This is a genomic window from Streptosporangium sp. NPDC000509, from assembly GCF_042898365.1.
In the GTDB taxonomy this organism is placed as follows: Bacteria; Actinomycetota; Actinomycetes; order Streptosporangiales; family Streptosporangiaceae; genus Streptosporangium.
The window spans coordinates 62226-82425 of sequence record NZ_JBIAYX010000015.1; the positions used below are offsets into that span (position 1 = coordinate 62226).

18 protein-coding genes are annotated in these 20200 nt (G+C 70.1%); 6 read left to right on the plus strand and 12 right to left on the minus strand.

Annotated features, from left to right (window positions below; all coding sequences use genetic code 11):
- Positions 1 to 308: 308 nt before the first annotated feature.
- The gene (gene leuS / locus ACFY3D_RS26405; protein ID WP_389984254.1) at positions 309 to 2777 is read left to right on the plus strand and encodes a leucine--tRNA ligase; all 2469 of its coding nucleotides are present in this window, start codon (positions 309 to 311) and stop codon (positions 2775 to 2777) included.
- A gap of 478 nt (positions 2778 to 3255) precedes the next feature.
- Here leuS and lexA read toward each other — a convergent pair whose 3' ends face one another.
- Entirely contained in the window at positions 3256 to 3966 is a 711-nt protein-coding gene (lexA, locus tag ACFY3D_RS26410) for a transcriptional repressor LexA (protein ID WP_350945914.1), read from the minus strand.
- A gap of 890 nt (positions 3967 to 4856) precedes the next feature.
- On the opposite strand from lexA, the gene ACFY3D_RS26415 reads away from it, so the two are divergent.
- The 4 genes from ACFY3D_RS26415 to ACFY3D_RS26430 all read left to right on the plus strand — a co-directional run bounded on the left by ACFY3D_RS26415 (position 4857) and on the right by ACFY3D_RS26430 (position 9807).
- Positions 4857 to 5129, plus strand: a complete 273-nt coding sequence (locus tag ACFY3D_RS26415; RefSeq protein ID WP_350945915.1) for a LysM peptidoglycan-binding domain-containing protein — start codon at positions 4857 to 4859, stop codon at positions 5127 to 5129.
- Positions 5130 to 5615: 486 nt separating this feature from the next.
- The gene (gene nrdR, locus ACFY3D_RS26420; RefSeq protein WP_350945916.1) at positions 5616 to 6077 is read left to right on the plus strand and encodes a transcriptional regulator NrdR; all 462 of its coding nucleotides are present in this window, start codon (positions 5616 to 5618) and stop codon (positions 6075 to 6077) included.
- Between the two features lie 84 nt (positions 6078 to 6161).
- Positions 6162 to 8984 carry a vitamin B12-dependent ribonucleotide reductase gene (locus ACFY3D_RS26425; RefSeq protein WP_389983797.1) on the plus strand — a complete coding sequence of 941 codons (2823 nt, stop codon included), beginning with the start codon at positions 6162 to 6164 and terminating at the stop codon, positions 8982 to 8984.
- 241 nt (positions 8985 to 9225) lie between these two features.
- Positions 9226 to 9807, plus strand: coding sequence for a cadmium resistance transporter (locus ACFY3D_RS26430; protein ID WP_389984257.1), 582 nt, complete (start codon positions 9226 to 9228; stop codon positions 9805 to 9807).
- A gap of 126 nt (positions 9808 to 9933) precedes the next feature.
- Here ACFY3D_RS26430 and ACFY3D_RS26435 read toward each other — a convergent pair whose 3' ends face one another.
- The 8 genes from ACFY3D_RS26435 to ACFY3D_RS26470 all read right to left on the minus strand — a co-directional run bounded on the left by ACFY3D_RS26435 (position 9934) and on the right by ACFY3D_RS26470 (position 17419).
- Complete coding sequence (locus ACFY3D_RS26435) at positions 9934 to 10848, minus strand: amidohydrolase family protein (protein ID WP_389983800.1); 915 nt, start codon at positions 10846 to 10848, stop codon at positions 9934 to 9936.
- A gap of 67 nt (positions 10849 to 10915) precedes the next feature.
- Positions 10916 to 12190, minus strand: a complete 1275-nt coding sequence (locus ACFY3D_RS26440) for a VWA domain-containing protein (RefSeq protein WP_389983803.1) — start codon at positions 12188 to 12190, stop codon at positions 10916 to 10918.
- The gene (locus ACFY3D_RS26445; RefSeq protein ID WP_389983806.1) at positions 12183 to 13220 is read right to left on the minus strand and encodes an AAA family ATPase; all 1038 of its coding nucleotides are present in this window, start codon (positions 13218 to 13220) and stop codon (positions 12183 to 12185) included. The genes ACFY3D_RS26440 and ACFY3D_RS26445 overlap by 8 nt, the downstream gene beginning before the upstream one ends.
- A 20-nt stretch (positions 13221 to 13240) precedes the next feature.
- Positions 13241 to 13543: an EthD family reductase gene (locus ACFY3D_RS26450; protein WP_350945921.1), complete on the minus strand. Its 303-nt coding sequence runs from the start codon at positions 13541 to 13543 to the stop codon at positions 13241 to 13243.
- 40 nt (positions 13544 to 13583) lie between these two features.
- On the minus strand, positions 13584 to 14621 hold the full coding sequence (locus ACFY3D_RS26455) for a molybdopterin cofactor-binding domain-containing protein (RefSeq protein WP_350945922.1): 1038 nt from the start codon (positions 14619 to 14621) through the stop codon (positions 13584 to 13586).
- Positions 14622 to 14624: 3 nt separating this feature from the next.
- On the minus strand, positions 14625 to 16010 hold the full coding sequence (locus ACFY3D_RS26460; protein ID WP_389983811.1) for a xanthine dehydrogenase family protein molybdopterin-binding subunit: 1386 nt from the start codon (positions 16008 to 16010) through the stop codon (positions 14625 to 14627).
- Positions 16007 to 16543 carry a (2Fe-2S)-binding protein gene (locus ACFY3D_RS26465; protein WP_389983814.1) on the minus strand — a complete coding sequence of 179 codons (537 nt, stop codon included), beginning with the start codon at positions 16541 to 16543 and terminating at the stop codon, positions 16007 to 16009. The genes ACFY3D_RS26460 and ACFY3D_RS26465 overlap by 4 nt, the downstream gene beginning before the upstream one ends.
- 72 nt (positions 16544 to 16615) lie before the next feature.
- Entirely contained in the window at positions 16616 to 17419 is an 804-nt protein-coding gene (locus ACFY3D_RS26470) for an FAD binding domain-containing protein (protein WP_389983817.1), read from the minus strand.
- Positions 17420 to 17546: 127 nt separating this feature from the next.
- Here ACFY3D_RS26470 and ACFY3D_RS26475 point away from each other — a divergent pair, with 127 nt between their 5' ends.
- Positions 17547 to 18224 carry a GntR family transcriptional regulator gene (locus ACFY3D_RS26475; protein WP_362902411.1) on the plus strand — a complete coding sequence of 226 codons (678 nt, stop codon included), beginning with the start codon at positions 17547 to 17549 and terminating at the stop codon, positions 18222 to 18224.
- Between the two features lie 145 nt (positions 18225 to 18369).
- Here ACFY3D_RS26475 and ACFY3D_RS26480 read toward each other — a convergent pair whose 3' ends face one another.
- From ACFY3D_RS26480 to sigJ, 3 genes are all read right to left on the minus strand, one after another.
- Positions 18370 to 18525, minus strand: a complete 156-nt coding sequence (locus ACFY3D_RS26480) for a hypothetical protein (protein WP_362518772.1) — start codon at positions 18523 to 18525, stop codon at positions 18370 to 18372.
- A gap of 304 nt (positions 18526 to 18829) precedes the next feature.
- A complete protein-coding gene (locus tag ACFY3D_RS26485) occupies positions 18830 to 19294 on the minus strand; it encodes a carboxymuconolactone decarboxylase family protein (RefSeq protein WP_389983820.1) in 465 nt (154 codons plus the stop codon).
- Positions 19291 to 20184 carry an RNA polymerase sigma factor SigJ gene (gene sigJ / locus ACFY3D_RS26490; RefSeq protein WP_362902408.1) on the minus strand — a complete coding sequence of 298 codons (894 nt, stop codon included), beginning with the start codon at positions 20182 to 20184 and terminating at the stop codon, positions 19291 to 19293. The genes ACFY3D_RS26485 and sigJ overlap by 4 nt, the downstream gene beginning before the upstream one ends.
- Between the last annotated feature and the right edge of the window lie 16 nt (positions 20185 to 20200).

Below are 20200 nucleotides of genomic sequence, written 5' to 3' on the forward strand. Positions count from 1 at the left end.
CCATCGGGTCTCGTTGCCCCCGGGAGAACGGGAGCCTCCATTCTGCTGACCTGGCCGGATCCTGTCTCCTGTTTGCCGTGATCGGCCCTGTTCTCGTCGGCCACGAATACGCCTTGCGGGCTGCGATAGTCTTGCCCTATGCGTGCCGCGACCCTGCTTATCGGGCCGCATCGGCCTTCCCGTCCCTGAGCGCCCTGCCGATGCGGCTGCCCTCCGCGTGAGCGGGGGGTTTTTGCATTGGGCCGGACGGGTCGGACCATCCACGCAGGCATACCCCGAGGAAGATCGACGTGAGCGAGCGAGCCGACATGCAGAGCGACGAGCAGCACTATGACCCGCAGGCCCTGCAGGTCAAGTGGCAGCGCAGGTGGGAGGAACTGGATCCCTTCCGGGCCTCCGACGACCCCGCCGACCCGCGCGAGCGGCGCTACATGCTCGACATGTTCTCCTATCCCTCGGGCGACCTGCACATGGGGCACGCCGAGGTGTTCGCCCTGGGCGACGTCATCTCCCGCTACTGGGTCCAGCGCGGCTACAACGTGCTGCACCCCGTCGGCTGGGACTCCTTCGGCCTGCCCGCCGAGAACGCCGCGATCAAGCACAACGCGCACCCGGCGGAGTGGACCTACGCCAACATCGAGACCCAGGCCAACTCCTACCGGCGCTACGCGATCTCCTTCGACTGGTCCCGCCGTCTGCACACCAGCGACACCTCGTACTACAAATGGACCCAGTGGCTCTTCAACCGCTTCTTCGAGCGTGGCCTGGCCTACCGCAAGGGCGGCCTGGTCAACTGGTGCCCGAACGACCAGACCGTGCTCGCCAACGAGCAGGTCAAGGACGGCAGGTGCGAGCGCTGTGGCGCCGAGATCGTCCGTCGCGAGCTGACCCAGTGGTATTTCAAGATCACTGATTACGCCGACCGGCTGCTGGACGACATGTCCCTGCTGGAAGGCGGCTGGTCCGAGCGCGTGCTGACGATGCAGCGCAACTGGATCGGCCGCTCCGAGGGTGCCGACGTCGACTTCGTGATCGAGGGCCGGGACGAGCCGGTCACCGTCTACACCACCCGTCCCGACACCCTGTACGGCGCCACCTTCTTCGTGGTCGCCCCGGACGCGCCGCTGGCCGAGGAGATCGTCACCGACGACCGGCGCGAGGCGTTCGAGGCATACCGGGTCGAGGTGTCCAAGCTGTCCGACATCGACCGGCTGTCCACCGAGAAGGAGAAGACCGGCGTCTTCCTGGGCCGGTACGCGATCAACCCGGTCAACGGTGAGCGTATGCCGGTCTGGGCGGCCGACTACGTGCTGTCCGACTACGGCCACGGCGCCATCATGGCCGTGCCCGCCCACGACCAGCGCGACCTGGACTTCGCCCGTACCTTCGACCTGCCGGTACGGGTGGTCGTGCACACCGGTCTGGCCGATCCCGGCGAGACCGGTGTCGCCACCACCGGTGACGGCGCGATGGTCAACTCCGGCCCGCTGGACGGCCTGGCCAAGGCCGAGGCGATCCGGAAGATCATCGAGGTGCTGAGCGAGCGGGGCACCGGTCACTTCACGGTCAACTTCCGGCTGCGCGACTGGCTGCTGTCCCGCCAGCGCTTCTGGGGCTGCCCGATCCCGATCATCCACTGCGCCGACTGCGGCGAGGTCCCCGTCCCCGACGACCAGCTGCCCGTCACCCTGCCCGACATGCGTGGCGAGGCCCTGGCGCCCAAGGGCATCTCCCCGCTCGCCTCGGCCGAAGACTGGGTCAACGTCTCCTGCCCCAAGTGCGGCGGCCCGGCGAAGCGCGACACCGACACGATGGACACCTTCGTCGACTCCTCGTGGTACTTCCTGCGCTACGTCGACCCGGCCTACGACGAGGGGCCGTTCGACGTCGAGCGCGTGCGCAGGTGGGGTCCGATCGACCAGTACATCGGCGGCGTCGAGCACGCCGTGCTGCACCTGCTGTACGCCAGGTTCTTCACCAAGGTCCTGCACGACATGGGAATGGTCGACTTCGTCGAGCCCTTCACCCGTCTGCTGAACCAGGGGCAGGTCATCAACCAGGGCAAGGCGATGTCCAAGTCGCTGGGCAACGGCGTCGACCTGGGCCAGCAGATCGACGCCTACGGTGTCGACGCGGTCAGGCTGACCGTCGTCTTCGCCGGACCGCCCGAGGACGACATCGACTGGTCCGACGTCTCCCCGGCGGCCTCGCAGAAGTTCCTCGCCCGCGCGTTCCGCGTGATGGCGGAGGCCGGCGCGGCCTCCGCGCCCGGCGTCGACGTCACCGCGGGAGACCTGAACCTGCGCAAGGTCGTCCACCACACCATCGACGAGGTCACCAAGCTGGTCGAGTCCCACCGCTTCAACGTCGCGGTGGCCCGCATGATGGAGCTGACGAGCGCGGCACGCAAGGCCATCGACTCCGGCCCCGGCGCCGCCGACCCGGCGGTCAGGGAGGCCGCCGAGACCCTCGCGGTCATGCTGTCCCTGGTCGCGCCGTACGCGGCGGAGGAGGGCTGGGAGCGGCTGGGACACGCCGCCTCGGTCGCCACCGCGGGCTGGCCGGTGGCCGACCCGGCGCTGCTGGTCCAGGAGTCGGTCACCTGCGTCGTCCAGGTCGCGGGCAAGGTGCGCGACCGGCTGGAGGTCTCCCCGGAGATCTCCGAGGCGGACCTGGAGTCGCTGGCCCTGCGGTCGGAGAAGGTTCAGCCCTTCCTGTCCGGCACGCCGCGCAAGGTGATCGTCCGCGCGCCCAAGCTGGTCAACATCGTGCCGTAGTCGTCCCGCGTGCCCTCGCCGCGGACGACGGACCGCTGAATGACCGTCGTGGCCGCGGCCGTCTCGCGGGGTCGTTACGGACTCGGGGTGCCCTTGCGAGGGCATCCCGGGTGTCGCGCGTCAACTCGGCCGGCGTGTCCCCGTGACCACTTCGGGGGAGAACCCGTGCCGCTTCAAGCGGCGGGCCTCCATCTCGGCCTCGCCGGGTGGGTTTCCGTGCCCGCCGGCGAGAGATCTTCCCGGGGATGTCCCATCACCTGAGAACGCCGGATGGGGCCCGACATCTGATGTCGGGCCCCATCCGGCGTGTCGTTCTATGGCGTGTCGCACAGAAAGCCGGAGGCGCGTGATGCCGAGCTCGCGTGGCCACGGTGTGGCTCGGTCCGGACCCGCGTGCCGGGTGACGCTCTCAGGCGGCGACGCCTCCACGGGCCGGAGCCCGTGGAGAGCGGTGAGGAGCCTGCGTGGGACGCTCGCGTCAGAGCTTGCGGAGGACCGCGACGACCTTGCCGAGCACGGTGGCCTCGTCGCCGGGGATCGGGTCGTAGTTGGGGTTGTGCGGGACCAGCCAGACGTGGCCGTCTCTGCGCTTGAAGGTCTTGACCGTGGCCTCGCCGTCGATCATCGCGGCGACCACGTCGCCGTTGTCGGCGACCGGCTGCTGGCGCACGACCACCCAGTCACCGTTGGCGATGGCGGCCTCGATCATCGAGTCGCCGGTCACCTGGAGGAGGAAGAGCGTGCCCTCACCGACAAGCTGCCTGGGCAGGGCGAAGACGTCTTCGATGCTCTCCTCGGCGAGGATGGGGCCACCGGCGGCGATCTGACCGACGAGGGGCACATAGGCGGCGGTCGGACGGCTGACCGGAGTCTCGTCCTCACCGGAGTCGGGATCAACCCACAGCACGGGCTCGCCGGGAAGGCGGACCTCCAAGGCGCGGGGGCGGTGCGGATCACGCCGCAGGTAGCCCTTGCGCTGCAAAGCCGTCAACTGGTGCGACACGCTGGAGGTGCTGGTGAGCTGCACCGCTTCGCCGATCTCCCGCATGGACGGCGGATAGCCGCGCTGCTGCACGGAATCGCGGATCACCTCAAGGATCTTCCGCTGCCTGGGGGTGAGGCCAAGGGAGTCACGCCTTCGCACCGCCAGGTCGCTGGCGGCCGAACCGTTCTCGTTGTGCTGGCTCATACGAACTCCTCGCCTCCCGGTCTGTATTTAACACGTCGCACACAGCGACCATACCTCGGCCGAAGATCATACTCAAACAATTGTTCGAATGTCCTCGAAATCGGCGACGCCGTGGTGTACAACATCGTACGGGAGTTCGATCGACATCGTGTTCGATTCACCGATCTTTCTTCGACATGTGTTCGGCCAGGTCGAGGGGATGGGGGGCCACCGTGAAACCGACCGCGACGACACCACGATCCAGGATCGCGCCGAGGTCCCGGGCGGCGCAGCGATCAGCGGGAGCGCCGCGCCTGCGGCTCGTGCCGCCCCCGAGACCGGAGCCGGAGCCCGGTCCCGCGCCGGAGTCCGGGCGGAGGTCCGAGGCGAAGCAGGGGTGGGAGGCCGTGTGGGACTCGGTGCCGGTGTCAGGACCGGTGCCGAGGGCGCGCCTCGGCCGCGAGCCGGGGCGAAGGTCCGGCGGGGAGCCCGAGCGGGTCTTCGAGCGTGAGCCCGGGCGAGGATCCGGCCGTGAGGCTGCGCGAAGGTCCGGCCGCGAGATGAGACGGGAATCCGCTCGGGAGTCCGGGCGGAAGCGTGGGCGAGAGTCGGGGCGGGCCTCGCGTGAGTCCGAGCGAAAGCCCGGCGGGGCGTCCGGGCGTGAGCCCGGGCGGAGTCCTGGCCGCGAGGCGAGGCGGTCGCTCGGGCGTGGGCGGGGGTGGAGCCCCGGCCGTGAGCGGGGACAGTGGTCCGGGCGTGACCCGGAACGGGGAGCCGGACGCGGGGCCGGGCCGAGGAGGGCGCCGCGATCGGCGACGGCATCCTCGGCGGGCACCCGCCGGCCGGGTGTCGGCCGGAAGGGAGCGGTTCGGCGGCCCCTTCGACTCACCCGGCGTGGAAGGATCGTCGTGGTGGCGGTGCTCGCACTGTTCAGCCTGGCGGTGCTCTGGATCGGCGGACGCATCGACATGGTCGCGGCGGACGAGCGGGCGGGCCTTGAGGGGCTGCCGCGGATCACGGTGCACGCGGACGACACGCTGTGGGAGATCGCGGACGCGTTGACGAAGGAGGCGGACACCGGCTCGGCGGTCCGTCGCATCATGGACCTCAACGGGCTGTCCGGCTCGGAGGTCCGGCCGGGGACCCGGCTCTATCTCCCGGAGGGCCTCGTCTCCGTGAGGTGAGGCCGGTCCGGGCTCCGGCGATCGGGCCGGGGCTCGTGGGACCGCCGCGGCGCCCGGCCGGGCTCCGGCGGGGCGGCCGGCGAGAGGGGCGGGCCTCCGTTCCGCAGGGGTGAGGCGGGTCGGCGGCGCGGGTGGGGCGAGGGGGGTGAGAGGGGATACGAGGGGCTCGTCCGACGGGTCGCCTGGGGCGACTGTGAGACGAGAGGCGTCCGGGGCGAGAGGGGTCTCGCATGGGTGGCGACACGCCGGGATGTGCGGGCTGATCAGCGACTTCGTGCCGCAAGGTCGTTTCAACTTGCGTTCATGGTCGAGCACTTCTACGGTTGGACCACAACATCTAGTGGCTGCATCGCAACACTTCACCACAGCTTGTGTTTCCATTACCGCATCTCGACTCTTCGAGATGTGTGCGCGGGCGTCTGGCCGTGCGTGTCGTGGGTAGGTGAGGTGGGTCGGCCGCTTCGGTAGGTCAAGGAGGCGACACGCGTGCATTGTCCGTTCTGTCGCCATCTGGACACGCGAGTCATCGACAGCCGGGCCACCGAGGACGGCGGGGCGATCCGCCGCAGGCGCACGTGCTCGGAATGCGGGCGCAGGTTCACCACGCAGGAGACCGTTCTGCTCATGGTGAGCAAGCGCAGCGGTGTGACGGAGCCGTTTTTCAGGGACAAGGTGATCGCCGGGGTCCGGCGGGCGTGCCAGGGGCGGTCCGTCAGTGAGGATTCCCTGGCGCAGCTGGGCCAGCGGGTCGAGGAGAGCATCCGGGCCACCGGATGCGCCGAGATCGCGGCCCACGAGGTCGGGCTGGCCATCCTGGGCCCGCTCCGCGAACTGGACGAGGTGGCGTACCTACGGTTCGCCTCCGTCTATCGCGGTTTCGAGACGCTGGCCGACTTCGAGGCGGAGATCGAGCGGCTCCGGGCGGAGCGCTCCACCAAGCAGGACTGATACAGACCCCGGGCGCCGGGGGTGATGCGGCGCGTTGGTGTGGTCCGATTCGAGGGTTCCACGGAGCCCCAGGAGGGGGAAGTCATGACGGAGACCGCCGGTGCGGTGACACGTGGAGGCAAGAGGCCACGTAAGGGTCTGAAGATGAAGCGCATCTTCACCACGCCAGGCGTGCATCCCTATGACGAGCTGGTCTGGGAGCGCCGTGACGTCGTCATGACCAACTGGCGCGACGGCTCGATCAACTTCGAGCAGCGCGGTGTCGAGTTCCCCCGGTCGTGGTCGGTCAACGCCGCCAACATCGTGACCACCAAGTACTTCCGCGGCGCGGTCGGCACCCCGCAGCGGGAGTGGAGCCTCAAGCAGCTGATCGACCGGGTGGTGGGCGTCTACACGCGTACGGCGGTCGAGCACGGTTACTTCGCCACCGACGAGGACGCCGAGATCTTCGACCACGAGCTCAAGCACGCCCTGGTCAACCAGGTCTTCAGCTTCAACTCGCCCGTCTGGTTCAACGTCGGCACCGCGTCGCCGCAGCAGGTCAGCGCGTGCTTCATCCTGGCCGTCGACGACCAGATGGAGTCGATCCTCGACTGGTACAAGGAAGAGGGTGTGATCTTCAAGGGGGGTTCCGGCTCCGGCGTCAACCTCTCCAGGATCCGTTCCTCCAAGGAACTGCTCTCCAGCGGGGGCACCGCCAGTGGCCCGGTCTCCTTCATGCGCGGCGCGGACGCCTCCGCGGGCACCATCAAGTCCGGGGGCGCCACCCGCCGCGCCGCCAAGATGGTCGTCCTCGACGTCGACCACCCCGACATCGAGGAGTTCGTCGAGACCAAGGCGCGCGAGGAGGACAAGATCCGCGCCCTCCGTGACGCCGGGTTCGACATGGACCTGGGCGGCAAGGACATCGTCTCCGTCCAGTACCAGAACGCCAACAACTCGGTGCGCGTCTCCGACGAGTTCATGCGCGCGGTGGAGAACGGTGAGGAGTTCGGCCTGCGTGCCCGCCTCACCGGCGAGGTCATCGAGAAGATCGACGCCAGAGAGCTGTTCCGCAAGATGGGCAAGGCCGCCTGGGAGTGCGCCGACCCCGGGGTCCAGTACGACGACACGATCAACGACTGGCACACCAGCCCGGAGACGGGTCGCATCACCGCCAGCAACCCCTGCTCGGAATACCTGCACCTGGACAACTCCTCGTGCAACCTGGCGAGCATCAACCTGCTGAAGTTCCTGAAGGACGACGACACCTTCGACATCGCGAACTTCGTGAAGATCACCGAGCTGGTCATCACCGCGATGGACGTCTCCATCACCTTCGCCGACTTCCCGACCGAGAAGATCGACCAGACCACCCGCGCCTACCGCCAGCTGGGCATCGGCTACGCCAACCTCGGCGCACTCCTCATGGCCACCGGCCACGCCTACGACTCCGACGGCGGCCGGGCGGTCGCCGGGGCCATCACCTCGCTGATGACCGGCGTCTCCTACCGCCGCAGCGCCGAACTCGCCGCGGTCGTGGGCCCCTACGACGGCTACGCCCGCAACGCCGACGCGCACAAGCGGGTCATGCGCAAGCACAACGACGCGAACGAGGCCCTGCGCACGGTCGACGAGATCGACGGTGCCATCCACCGCGAGGCCTCCAGCCAGTGGAGCGAGTGCCTCAGGCTCGGTGAGAAGAACGGTTACCGCAACGCCCAGGCATCGCTCCTCGCCCCGACCGGGACCATCGGCCTGATGATGGACTGCGACACCACCGGCATCGAGCCCGACCTCGCCCTGGTCAAGTTCAAGAAGCTCGTCGGCGGCGGCTCCATGCAGATCGTCAACCAGACGATTCCCCGCGCGCTGCGGCGGCTCGGCTACCAGGAGGAGCAGGTCGAGGCGATCGTCGAGTTCATCGCCGAGCACGGTCATGTCGTCGACGCCCCCGGCCTGCGGCGCGAGCACTACGAGGTGTTCGACTGCGCGATGGGCGAGCGTGCGATCGCACCCATGGGCCACGTGCGCATGATGGCCGCGGCCCAGCCGTTCCTGTCCGGAGCCATCTCCAAGACGGTCAACCTTCCCGAGTCCGCGACGGTCGAGGACATCGAGCAGGTCTACATGGAGGGCTGGAAGCTCGGCCTGAAGGCCCTGGCGGTCTACCGCGACAACTGCAAGGTCGGCCAGCCCCTCTCGGCCTCGGGCAAGAAGACCGAGGAGAAGGAGGAGCCCGCCGAGCCGGCGATCCAGGTCGTGGAGATCAGCCGCCCGACCCGCCGCCGGATGCCCAACCAGCGCCCCAGCACCACCACCCGCTTCACCGTGGGAGGCGCCAAGGGCTACATGACCGCCTCGTCCTATCCCGACGACGGCCTCGGTGAGGTCTTCCTGAAGATGTCCAAGCAGGGGTCGACCCTCGCGGGCGTCATGGACGCGTTCTCGGTGGCCATCTCCATCGGCCTGCAGTACGGGGTGCCGCTGGAGACGTATGTCGGCAAGTTCGTCAACATGCGCTTCGACCCGGCCGGTATGACCGACGACCCGGACGTCCGTATCGCCGCCTCGGTGATGGACTACATCTTCCGCCGTCTGGCCCTGGACCACCTGCCCTACGACGACCGCGCCGCCCTCGGGATCTTCTCCGCCTCCGAGCGCGCCGCGCAGCAGCGCGGTGAGGACCCGGCCCCGATCCACAGCGACGAGGTCATCGCCGAGCTCGCCACCTCGGCTCCCATCGAGGAGCCGCAGTCCCGCCCCGAGGCGGCACCCGCGGAGACCCCGCGCCGCACCGGCTCCCTGGAATCCCACCAGGGCCGCACCGCCGACGCGCCTCTCTGTATGACCTGCGGCACCAAGATGCGTCCCGCCGGCAGCTGCTACGTCTGCGAGGGCTGCGGCTCCACCAGCGGTTGCAGCTGATTCAGAGCCGATTCAGAGCAGAAAGGCAGCGCTGGGTACGAAAGCCGAACCCGCGTAACGCCCACCGGAAAAGGGGGGCCGGAGTCGACTCCGGCCCCCCTTCTCTGTTCTCGGACGCTCTGGGACTGTGCAGTGAGAACACCGTGATCGCCCGTCGTTTTCCCGGCCGGTAGGGTCGCCGGGGACACCTTTGGGTCGAAGGGAACGTCTCATCGTGGATGCGGGCATCATCGGGCAGGCGATGGGGTTGTTCGCTGTAACCAACATCGACGACATTTTGATCTTGGCGTTGTTCTTCGCCCAGGGCGCCGGACGTCGCGGAGCCGCCGCGCGGGTGGTGGCCGGTCAGTATCTCGGCTTCCTGGGCATCTTGGCCGTGGCGGCGGCCGCGGCTTTCGGTGCCACCTTCCTCCCCGAGCCGGTCCTGCCCTACCTGGGCCTGCTCCCGCTGGTCTTGGGCGTCAAGGCGGGTCGGCAGGCGTGGAAGGCCCACCGCGATGGGCACGACGGAGCCGGGGAGACGGCGGAGGAGCATGCCGGTGGGCCGAAGGTCCTGGAGGTGGCCGCGGTCACCTTCGCGAACGGCGGCGACAACATCGGCGTGTACGTCCCCGTCTTCGCCACCGCGGGCATCGGCTCGATGGCCGTCCACGTCACCGTCTTTCTGACCTTGGTGGCCGTGTGGTGCCTTGCCGGACGGTTCTTCGCCACTCGACCGATCGTCGCCAGGGCACTGAGCCGGTGGGGACACATTCTGCTGCCGGTCGTGCTGGTCGGGATCGGCCTGCTCATCCTGATCGAGGGCGGTGCCTTCGGCCTGTAGAGCTTCGTCACGAAGCGGCGTACTCCGACAACACGGACCAGGGGCGGCCGGTAGCGCGTACGTCTGAGTCGGGTGCTCACCGCCGACGGCCGGGTGATGACATCGGCCTTCACTCCCGGCTGCCTCTCACAGGCGGTAGACCCGGCGGGCGGTGGCGGCGAACACGTTCTGGACGGTCTGGGGGGACCGGCGGGCGAGGACCTCCTGCCAGGTGGAGACCAGGGTGGGAAGGTCGGTCCAGATCTTCTCGATCGGGAAGTTGCTGCCCCACATGCAGCGGTGGGAACCGAAGGCCTCCAGGCAGGTGTCCGCGACCATCTCGATCAGCGAGCGGTCCACGCGGTGCACGAACGTGCCCTGACCGGTGAGCTTCACCACGACGTTGGGGCGCTCGGCCAGCAGCCTCAGGCCGCGTTTCCACTCCGCCACCCGGGACGCCCCGGACTCTTCGAGCATCCCCGCGTGGACCAGCACGAACGTGACGTCGGGGAAGTCGTCCACGAAACTCGCGGCGTCGGCCATCTGGTCGGTGAACACCTGGAGCTCGAACAGCCAGCCGAGATCGGCGAGCGAGGCGATGTTGCGCCGGAAGACGGGATCCTTCATGCGGTCGGGGGCGGAGGCGAAACGGAACTCGGGCCGCTCGTGCCAGTGCAGTTGCAGACGGGTTCCCCTCATGAGAGGGGTGAGCGCGGCCTGGCGGCGCATCACGTCGGCCGCGCCCTCGTCGAAGAGGTCCGCCGAGCCGATCACGGCCATCGGCCAGCCGGTCTCCGCGTGGGTGTCGCGCAACCAGCGCACCTCGTCCAGGCAGCGGTCGAGAGACCAGTTGGCCTGGACGTAGACCGAGGAGGTGATACCGCAGCCGGTGGCCTCCTCGACGTACTCCGACACCGGGTAGTCGCGGCGGATCGGCTCGTAGGGGCCGAAGATGCGCGGGATCATCTCCCCCTGGAGCCAGGGCAGGTCGGCGGCGCGCCAGATGTGGTGGTGCGCGTCGACGATCCCGGCGAGAACCGGACTGGCGGTGGTGTCGTTCATCGAATACCTCCGGCGTGGGGACCTCCGGCTTCGGCCCCGGGGAGGGGACGCGGGACCGTGAGGCATGTCATGGACGGGTTCCCGTGGGTCGTGGGATGGGCCACCGCCTGGCCGCCGCGCCCCGAGGGCCGGACAGGACCGCGGGGAGGCGGCGGACCTCCGCGAGGGCGGTGGGCAGGTCGCGCACGCCGCCGAGGTGGTCCAGATGGGGGAGCTGGGCGGCCATGGCGCGCGTGACCGGGATGTAGTCGGGGGAGCACGCCAGCGGTGACCACCAGACGAGCCGGTGGCCCAGGCGGGACAGGCGGGCGGTCGCGCGGACCATGGGGACGTGGTCGCCGCGTTCGAGCCCGTCGGAGAGCACGATCACGAGCGCGCCCCTCGCGAGCGCCACGAACCGGGGGACTCCCAGGAACTCGTGCAGCGCCGCCCCGATCGCGGTGCCGCCGTCGGCGTCGGTGACCAGCTCGGACACCGCGCGCAGCGCCCGGCCGGGGTGGGGGTGTGACAGCACGGAGGTGATCCGGGTGAGCCGGGTGCCGAAGGTGAAGACCTCGGTACGGGCCGGCGCCGCGCGCAGGGCCGTGTGCGCCAGACGGAGCAGGTCGGGGGTGTGTCGCCGCAGCGAGCCCGAGACGTCGACCAGGATGAGCAGGCGGCGCGGGCGCGGGGGGCGGGCACGCAGGCGCAGTTCGATGATCTCCCCGTCGTGGCGGCGCGCCCGCCGCCAGGTGTGCCGCATGTCCAGCCGGTCGCCGGAACGCGCCGGGCGCCGCCGCCTGGACGGGGTCGGGGGCAGTGCGGCGGGCCAGGCTGCCTCCAGTGCGCGGACGACCGAGCGCCACCGGTCGTCGGCCGCGTCGAAGTCCCGCCTGCCGTACGTGCTGAGCGTGCTGGCCTCGACGCCGTCACCGGGCAGCACCTCTCGCGGGGCGGGGTCGTCCTCGCCCGGCCCCTGAGGGGAAGGGGCCTCGCTCTCCCCCGCCGGGGGCGGCGGTACGGCGTCAGGAGGGCCGCCCTGCCGGAACCACGCGGTGAAGACCCGGTCGAAGGCGGCGAGCTCGCCGATGTCGTGCAGCAGGGTGATCCGGGCGTACCAGTACAGGGCGGTCAGGTCACGCGGTGGTGACGCGCCGACAATCCGCAGCAGATCGGCCTGTTTCGGCAGCGCGGTGGTCACGCCGGCGGCGCGCAGCGAGGACAGGAATCCCCACAGATGACGCGCGGCGAGGGCGCCGGGCTCGGAATCGTCGTACGGCTCCCTCGCCGGGACGGCGGCTGTGGGGGGAACGGCTTCGAAGCCGGGGGACGGGCTTCCCGCGACGGCGGCGGGATCAGACATCGCCGAACAGCTCCTCCGCGTGCCCGGCGAGCAGCCGGGTGTCCTCCTCGTCCTTGATGAGCAGGCCGAGGGCACGGCGCAGCGCCACGGGCCACGGGCTGCCGCCCTCGGCGAGGGTCACCGCCCCCCTGGCCCACTCCACGGACTCGGCGATACCGGGCCGTTTGAGCAGAGGCAGCCCGCGCACCCGCTGGACGGCGCGTACCAGCCCTTCGGCCGCCGTCTCCTCCAGGCCGGGTACGGCCGCGCGCAGGATCGCCCGCTCGCGGCCGGCCTCGGGGAAGGCGATCCAGTGGTAGAGGCATCGCCGTTTAAGGGCGTCGTGCAGCTCGCGGGTCCGGTTGGAGGTGAGCACCACGATCGGGGGCGTGCGCGCCCGGATGGTTCCCAGCTCGGGGACGGTGATCTGGAAGTCGCCCAGGAACTCCAGCAGGAACGCCTCGAACTCACTGTCGGCGCGGTCGATCTCGTCGATGAGCAGGACCGCGCCGCGATCCGACTCCAGGGCGCGCAGCAGTGGCCGTCGCAACAGGAACTCGTCGCGGTAGAGGTCGCCGACCTCCTGGCCGCGACTCTCCGCCACCCGGACATGCAGGAGTTGCTTGGGATAGTCCCATTCGTACAGCGCCTGTCCGGCGTCCAGCCCCTCGAAGCACTGAAGCCGGATGAGCTCCCGGCCGACGACGCGCGAGAGCACCGCGGCGACCTCGGTCTTCCCGACTCCCGGTTCTCCCTCGAGCAGCAGCGGCCGGTCCAGCCGTAGCGCCAGGTGGAGGGCGGTGCGAAGACCCTCGTCGGCGAAGTACCCCTCCCGTTCGAGCGCGGCGGCGAGCGCGTGCTCGTCCGGCGGGCAGGCCGCTGCCGCCCCTCCGTCCGCTGCCGCCCCTTTGTCCGTCGCCCCTCCGCCGAGCGCCGCCCCTCCGCCGGCCGCCGGGGAGGACCCGGCCGCCGAGGAGGACTTGTCGGCGGGGAAGGCCCCGTCGGCCACCGGGAAGGACCCATCGGGCGCGGAGGGGAACCCGCCGGACACCGGGGACGCCCCGCCGGGCGTCACAGCTGGGCGTGCTCGGTCGTGAGCAGGTGGACCCGCTGGGTGGTGTGCGCGGCGGCGTCGGCCGCGGCGGCCTTGCCGTGCTCGGAGCCGAACGCGGCGGCGCGGGCGTCCTCGTCGTCGAAGTAGAGCTCGTTCACCGAGTCGAACGGCGCGTCATCGCCGTTGCTGACGCTCACCGTGTACTTGCGCAGCCCGGGAAGCTTCTTGGCGAACTCGACGTGGTCCTCCACGACCCACTTCGCGAACTCCTCGTGGGACAGGTGCTCCGCGCGCTTGAGCAGCGAGACGACTTTCAGCATGGTTATCGGTTCCTTCGGATCGGATGGGTGTTCCGGGTGTTCAGGTGCCCTCGTGCGAGGGCACCTCGTGCGGGGCGTCTCGCGCGAGGGCGTCCAGCCCGCGCAGGACGCGTTCGGGGGTGAAGGGCATCGCCGTGATACGCACGCCACAGGCGTCGTAGATGGCGTTGGCGATGGCGGGGATCGGCGCGTTGGCGGTCATCTCGCCGATGCCCTTGGCGCCGTAGGGGCCGTTGCCGGCGGGTCGTTCCAGGAACAGGCTGTGCTGTACGGGGATGTCGGCCGGGCCCGGCATGAGGTAGTCGGCGAAGTCGCGGGGCCCGTGGTCGCGCCGCGGGTAGTAGGGCTCGGTGGTCTCGAACAGGGCGTGCGACACGCCCATCCAGGCACCGCCCTCGACCTGCTGGGTCGCCATGGCCGGGTTGAGCGCGCGGCCGATCTCGTAGGCGTTGTACAACTCCAGCACCTCGACCACCCCGGTCTCGTCGTCCACCTCGACGACGGCGACCGTGCACGCGTGCGCCTGGCACGAGTCGGGGTCCATCTCTCCCGTCTCGGGCACCGGCACGCTCGGCTCCTTGAGGAAGATGCCGCGCCCGGAGATCGTACGGCCGTGCTTGAAGTGCGCGGCCATGGCCAGCTCGGTGATGTGGATGCTCGGCTCGTCGGAGCCCTTGAGCTTGATGACGCCGGTGCCGTCGGTCTCCAGGTCCCCGGCGTCGACCTCCAGTTCCTCGGCGGCGACCTCCAGCATCACGCCGCGCGCCTCGGCCGCCGCCATGATGACGGCGTTGCCGACGCGGTGGGTGCCCCGGCTGGCGAAGGTGCCCATGCAGTGCGGGCCCGTGTCGGTGTCGGCGGTGTTGACCAGGACGTTCTCGATCGGCAGGCCGAGCGTCTCGGCCGCGCACTGCGCGGCGATCGTCTTGATGCCCTGGCCGAGGTCCACCGAGGAGAGCGTGATCACGAAGGTGCCCGTGGTCGTGGAGTGGATCAGCGCCTGTGAGGGGTCGCCGCCGAGGTTCATGCCGGTCGGGTAGTTCACCGACGCGTATCCGCGTCCGCGCAGCCTGGCCATGGCCTACAGCCCCTCTCGTGTCGTCGAGGACATCCGGCGGTACGCCTCGGGCAGTTCGTGCCCGGACATCTCCGCGGCCTTCTGGATCACTTCGACCAGCGCCGTGCCCTCGGCGACCTTGCGGTGGGCCTTGAGGTCGCCGTCGCGGTAGGCGTTGAGCAGGCGCAGCCGCAGCGGGTCCATCGAGAGGGCTCTCGCGATCCGGTCCATCTGCGACTCCAGCGCGAAGTCGCCGATGGTCACGCCGAACCCGCGCATCGCGCTGGAGGGCGTGCGGTTGGTGAACACACAGTGGCAGTCGGCCCACACGTTCGGGATCGAGTACGGTCCCGGCAGGTGGGCCGCGGCCTTGGTGGTGCCGTACGGGGTGTGCCGCGCGTAGGCGCCCGAGTCGACGTACAGCGTGACCTTGCGGCCGATGATCCGGCCGTCGCCCATCACGGCGTCCTTGATGTAGATGCGCTCGGCGGCGCGCGGCGAGGAGACCTGCATCTCCTCGTACCTGCCGTAGACGAACTTGACCGGGCGGCCGGTCGTCATGGCGGCCACGCACGCGACCGGCTCGACGACGACGTCGACCTTGCCGCCGAAACCTCCGCCGACCGTCCCGCCGACGATGCGCAGCTTGTTGAACGGGGTCTGGAGGATGAGCGCGGTGTTGTCGAGGGTGAAGAAGCACGCCTGGGTGTCGGAGTGGATGCGCAACCGGCCGTCGGCCTGCGGGACCACCACGCAGCCGGTGGTCTCGGTGGGAGCCTGCTCGATCGGCGCGGACTCGTAGCGCCACTCGAAGACGTGGTCGGCCTGCGCGAACGCCTTCTCCACGTCGCCGAACCGGATCCGCCGGCAGTGGTGTCCCTCGTACGTGAAGAAGTTGCGGCCGTGGTACTCGTTGACCAGTGGCGCCCCCTCCGCCAGGGCCTCCTCGACGTCGAAGACCGCGGGCAGGTCCTCGTAGTCGACCCTGATCCTGGCCACCCCCTCCAGGGCCGCGGCCTCGGACTCGGCGACCACCGCGCAGATCGGCTCGCCCAGGTAGCGGACCTTGTCCACGGCGAGGATCGGCTCGTCGTCCGGCCCGACGCCGATCAGCTTCAGCGGGGTGTAGAGGTTGTTCGGGATGTCGGCGTGGGTGAGGATCCGGGTGACGCCGGGCACCTCGAGGGCGGCGGTCAGGTCGACGCCCCTGATCCTGGCGTGGTGGCGGGCCGAACGGTGCATCTTCAGATGCAGCATCCCCGGCGGGGCGACGTCCTCGAAGAACTCGGTCCTGCCGGTGACGTGCCCCAGCGCGTCGGAGCGCTGGACGACCGAGCCGATGACGGTGAAGTCGTCCTCGCGCTCGGCGGCGAACGAGTCCTTGTCGATGGGGGCGAGCCGGTAGGTCATCGCGACACCGTCTCTTCCCGCGACACCGTCTCCTCCGAGGTGGGCACCGGCTCGGGGGAATCTCCGCGCCTGCGTCTGGCCGCGTCCAGAATGGCGATCATGATGGGCTGGTAGCCGGTGCACCGGCAGACGTTGCCCGAGATCGCCTCTGCCACGTCCTCCTGGCTCGGATTCGGATCGCGGTCCAGCAGGGCCTCGGCGACCATGATCATGCCTGCCGTGCAGAAGCCGCACTGGGTGGCGAAGTTGTCGACGAAGGCGCTCTGCACCTCGTCGAGGTCTCCACCCGCGGCCACTCCCTCAAGGGTGCGGACCGAGGCCCCCGAGACCGTTTCCACGGCGATCAGGCACGCCGTCACGGGCCGATCGTCGACGAGCACGGTGCAGGTGCCGCAGCTTCCCTGCGCGCAGCCCCGCTTGGCCGCGGTGAGTCCCAGCGAGTCGCGCAGGACCGCCAGGAGTGTGGTGCCCGGTTTGGCGATGAACTCCCGGGGCTCGCCGTTGACGACGAGCGAGACGATCTGTGACGACATTGTCCGGCCCTTTCTGGGGGTGGGCGGGCTTTTTCAGGAGGTGAGGGGCATCTGATGGACGCGGTGGGACCGTTAGCCGGTGAAGGCCCGGCGCAGGTGCACGGGCAGGACACGCGCCCGGTACCAGGCGCTGGCGTAGGCGTCGTCGAAGGGGGCCGTGTCGGAGCGGGCGGCCTCTCCGGCCTCGGTCAGGACCTCGGGGCTCAGCGGGCGGCCCAGCAGCAGCCGCTCGGCCGAGACCGCGCGTACCGGGCGCGGGGCGACACCGCCGAGGGCGATCACGGTCGAGGTCACCACGCCGTCCTCGGTCCGCGTCACGGACGCGACGGTCACTATGGAGGCCGAGTTCAGCCTGCGGCGCATGGCCTTGTGGTAGTACCAGGTTCCCGGTTCCGGCAGTGCGGTCACCACCGCCGTGACGAACTCGCCGTGGCCGACTCCCGAGGCGAGCACGTCGGCCACCGGGGCCTCGCGCCGCCCGCCGGGACCCGCGATCTCGCACACCGCGCCGAGGGCGAGCAGGCAGACGGCGAGATCGCCGTACGGCTGCTCGACGAACAGGTTGCCGCCCACGGTCGCCAGGTTGCGGATCGTGGGGGAGGCGATGCTGCGCATCGCCGGGCGCAGGAAACCGAGGCCGGGATGCTCCTCGACGGAGGACAGGGGGGCCGCCGCGCCGATCCTGGCCTGGCCGTCGCGGACCTCGATCCCCGAGAGTCCGGCCCGGCGCAGGCTGATCAGCTCGCCTCCGGGCGCGGCTCCGCCGGTGACCAGTGGCATCACCACGGTGCCGCCGCCCATGATCTGGCCGCCCCTCGCCGAGTGGACCGCCACGGCCTCCGCGGACTCGGGCACGTGGACTGCCTGGATCATCATGTCCGGCCCCCTGCGTTACGAATGGGTTAATTATCGATAATTGATTATCGGCACCGTAAGCTGGGTGTCACCCCGGAGTCAAGAGGAGATCGATGAGCGAGAATCGATGCTCGGTAGGATGCGCTCCATGACCGAGGAGCCCTCCAAGCTGCCGAGGCTGACGTTGTCGCGGCAGATCCGCGACTCACTGGTCAGCCGGATCATCTCCGGCCGGCTCGGACCCGGTGAGCGCCTGGTGGAGACGCGTCTCGCGGCGACGTACGGCACGAGCCAGGCCCCCGTCCGCGAGGCGCTGCGCGAGCTGGAGGTCATGCGGCTGGTGGAGACCCAGCCACGAAGGGGCACCTTCGTGCGCCCCTTCGTCCACGAGACGCTCAGGGAGAGCTACGTCGTGCGGGCCGCGCTGGAGGAGACGGCTATCCGCCTGGCCCTGCTCGCCGGGACCGTCCCGCTGGAGGCGCTCGCATCGGACGTGGAGGCGATGCGCGTCGCCGCCGCGGAAGGCGACGGCGAGGCGTCCACGCGAGCGAGCGTGTCCTTCCACCGGCGCATCGTCGAGGCCGCCCGCAACGAGCTGCTCAGGCTCTCCTGGGAAGGGCTGCAGATCGAGGCGCGCACCTCGGTCACGATGCTCGCGACCGGCGTGAACCTCGACGAGATCGCCCGCGACCACGCCGAACTGCTCGCGGTGATCGAGCGCGGCGACCTGGAGACGGCCTGCAAGCACGCCCGCGACCACCAGTGGCACTACGCCGACCTCCCGCACGACGCCCACGGCCGGGTCCGCGACACCGCCGCCGGTTGAGTCACCGCGCGGGTGGACACGCGGGGAAAGCCCTCGTCCGGCGCGAAGGTACCGACCGGTCCGAACGGGGGAAACGAAGAAAGACCCGCCGTGGCGGGTCTTTCGCGAGGAGGCCGGACGCGGGGTCGTCCGACGGTGACGGGGGTCAGGCGGCGGACGTGGGACCGCTCGTCCGTGGAAAACGCAGGACGTTGCGGCCCGTGTAGGCGCTGAGGTCGACGACCTTGGCATCACCGGTCGCGCCACGGCGTGTCACGGAACGAATGTCCCTGATCTTCAGCCGCGCGACATATGGTGGCACGACCACAAGTCTCTTCATTGAGCCCCCCGGCGTGATGGTTCCGTTATGAGAAGTATCTACAGATCGCCGCATAAGGCTGCCGTAAAGACCAGGTCAACAGGGGTGCCCTGAGGGAGGTCGCGGATCCAGGCCCGGGGTGCGGGCGGGGCGGCACCGGATGATCCGAGTGGGCCGCCGCATGATCCGCCCCCTTCCCCGGCTCGCCGTGCTCCGCGTCCTGTGACACCGATCCGCCGGACGCTCGCGCGTCCGGCTCGCACGGGCAACCGTGCGAGCCAAACCTAGTGCGCCCCACCCCTCCCGATCAACCGTTTTGGCTACGCAGGGTCCCTGGAACCACACGTGTGGTGACGACGATCCGGTTCCACGCGTTGATCGTCGAGATCGTCACGACCAGCGCGGCCAGCACCTCGGGCTCGTAGTGCCTGGCGGCCTCCTCCCACACCGCGTCCGGCACCCTCTCACCGTGGACGGCGAGCAGGGTGGCCTCCTCGGCCAGGGCGAGGGCCGCCCGCTCGGCGTCACTGAAGAAGGGCGCCTCCCGCCAGGCCACCACGGAGAACAGCCGCTCGTCACTCTCCCCGGCCGCCTTCGCGTCATGGGCGTGCATGTCGACGCAGAAGGCGCAGCCGTTGATCTGGCTGACCCGTATCTTGACCAGTTCCCTCGTGGTGTGGGGCAGCCCGCTGGCGGCCAGGTATTTCTCCAGCCCCTGCATGGCCCGGTAGGCCTCGGGGGCGAGTTCGCCGATGTTCATCCGCTGCTTCATCGGACACTCCTTAGTTTCTCCGGGTTTCTCACGATGTCGATCCCGGTGATCCGGCCCTCGGAGACGGTCAGCCCGTAGACGGAGAGCCCGTCTCCCGACGTTCGCAACAGCCCGGCCCGGCCGTTGACCGTGGTCACGGCCAGCCGGTCGGCGCGGCCGATCCTCCTGGCGATGCCGAGCAGGAAGCGGGCGACCCGCTCGGAGCCGTGGACAGGACGCCTCGCCGCCCCCACCACCCCGCCGCCGTCGCTGCGCAGCACCACGTCGGGATCGAGCAGCGCCATCAGCGCGTCGATGTCGCCGTCGCCGTCCCCGCCTCGGATGACCCGCGCGAACGCCTCGACCACCCTGCGGTGCTCGGCCTCGTCGACCTCGAAGCGGGGCGCCCGCGCCGCGACGTGCCCGCGGGCACGGGCGGCGAGCTGCCGGCACGCGGCGGCCGAGCGTCCGACCGCGCGCGCGACCTCCCCGAACGGCAGCCCGAACACGTCGTGCAGGACGAAGGCGGTGCGTTCGGCGGGGCTGAGCGACTCCAGCACCACCAGCATCGCCATGCTCATCGACTCGTCCAGGGTCACCCTGTCGGCGGGGTCGCCCTCGCCGACCACCGGCTCCGGCAGCCACGGCCCGACATACTCCTCGCGCCGTACGCGCGCCGAACGCAGTACGTCCAGCGCGAGTCTCGATACTGTGACCACCAGCCAGCCCGTCACGTCGCCGATCTCCGAACGCTCCGCCCTGCCCAGCCGGAACCAGGCGTCCTGGACCACGTCCTCGGCCTCGTCGACGCTGCCGAGCAGGCCGTAGGCCACGCCGACCAGCCGTGGCCGGATGGCATCGAACTCTGCCGCGAGAGCTTCGTCACCGTTCACGTAAGGAGGACGAGACATGTCCCGAGTCTGTGAC

What these genes read in the sequence shown, in the direction of transcription:
- ACFY3D_RS26425 (WP_389983797.1), top strand. Translation starts at nt 6,162, where the DNA reads ATGACGGAGACCGCCGGTGCGGTGACACGTGGAGGCAAGAGGCCACGT.
- ACFY3D_RS26430 (WP_389984257.1), top strand. Translation starts at nt 9,226, where the DNA reads ATGGGGTTGTTCGCTGTAACCAACATCGACGACATTTTGATCTTGGCG.
- ACFY3D_RS26485 (WP_389983820.1), bottom strand. Translation starts at nt 19,294, where the DNA reads ATGAAGCAGCGGATGAACATCGGCGAACTCGCCCCCGAGGCCTACCGG.
- sigJ (WP_362902408.1), bottom strand. Translation starts at nt 20,184, where the DNA reads ATGTCTCGTCCTCCTTACGTGAACGGTGACGAAGCTCTCGCGGCAGAG.
- ACFY3D_RS26475 (WP_362902411.1), top strand. Translation starts at nt 17,547, where the DNA reads ATGACCGAGGAGCCCTCCAAGCTGCCGAGGCTGACGTTGTCGCGGCAG.
- ACFY3D_RS26465 (WP_389983814.1), bottom strand. Translation starts at nt 16,543, where the DNA reads ATGTCGTCACAGATCGTCTCGCTCGTCGTCAACGGCGAGCCCCGGGAG.
- ACFY3D_RS26435 (WP_389983800.1), bottom strand. Translation starts at nt 10,848, where the DNA reads ATGAACGACACCACCGCCAGTCCGGTTCTCGCCGGGATCGTCGACGCG.
- ACFY3D_RS26450 (WP_350945921.1), bottom strand. Translation starts at nt 13,543, where the DNA reads ATGCTGAAAGTCGTCTCGCTGCTCAAGCGCGCGGAGCACCTGTCCCAC.
- ACFY3D_RS26460 (WP_389983811.1), bottom strand. Translation starts at nt 16,010, where the DNA reads ATGACCTACCGGCTCGCCCCCATCGACAAGGACTCGTTCGCCGCCGAG.
- leuS (WP_389984254.1), top strand. Translation starts at nt 309, where the DNA reads ATGCAGAGCGACGAGCAGCACTATGACCCGCAGGCCCTGCAGGTCAAG.
- ACFY3D_RS26470 (WP_389983817.1), bottom strand. Translation starts at nt 17,419, where the DNA reads ATGATGATCCAGGCAGTCCACGTGCCCGAGTCCGCGGAGGCCGTGGCG.
- lexA (WP_350945914.1), bottom strand. Translation starts at nt 3,966, where the DNA reads ATGAGCCAGCACAACGAGAACGGTTCGGCCGCCAGCGACCTGGCGGTG.
- ACFY3D_RS26455 (WP_350945922.1), bottom strand. Translation starts at nt 14,621, where the DNA reads ATGGCCAGGCTGCGCGGACGCGGATACGCGTCGGTGAACTACCCGACC.
- ACFY3D_RS26440 (WP_389983803.1), bottom strand. Translation starts at nt 12,190, where the DNA reads ATGTCTGATCCCGCCGCCGTCGCGGGAAGCCCGTCCCCCGGCTTCGAA.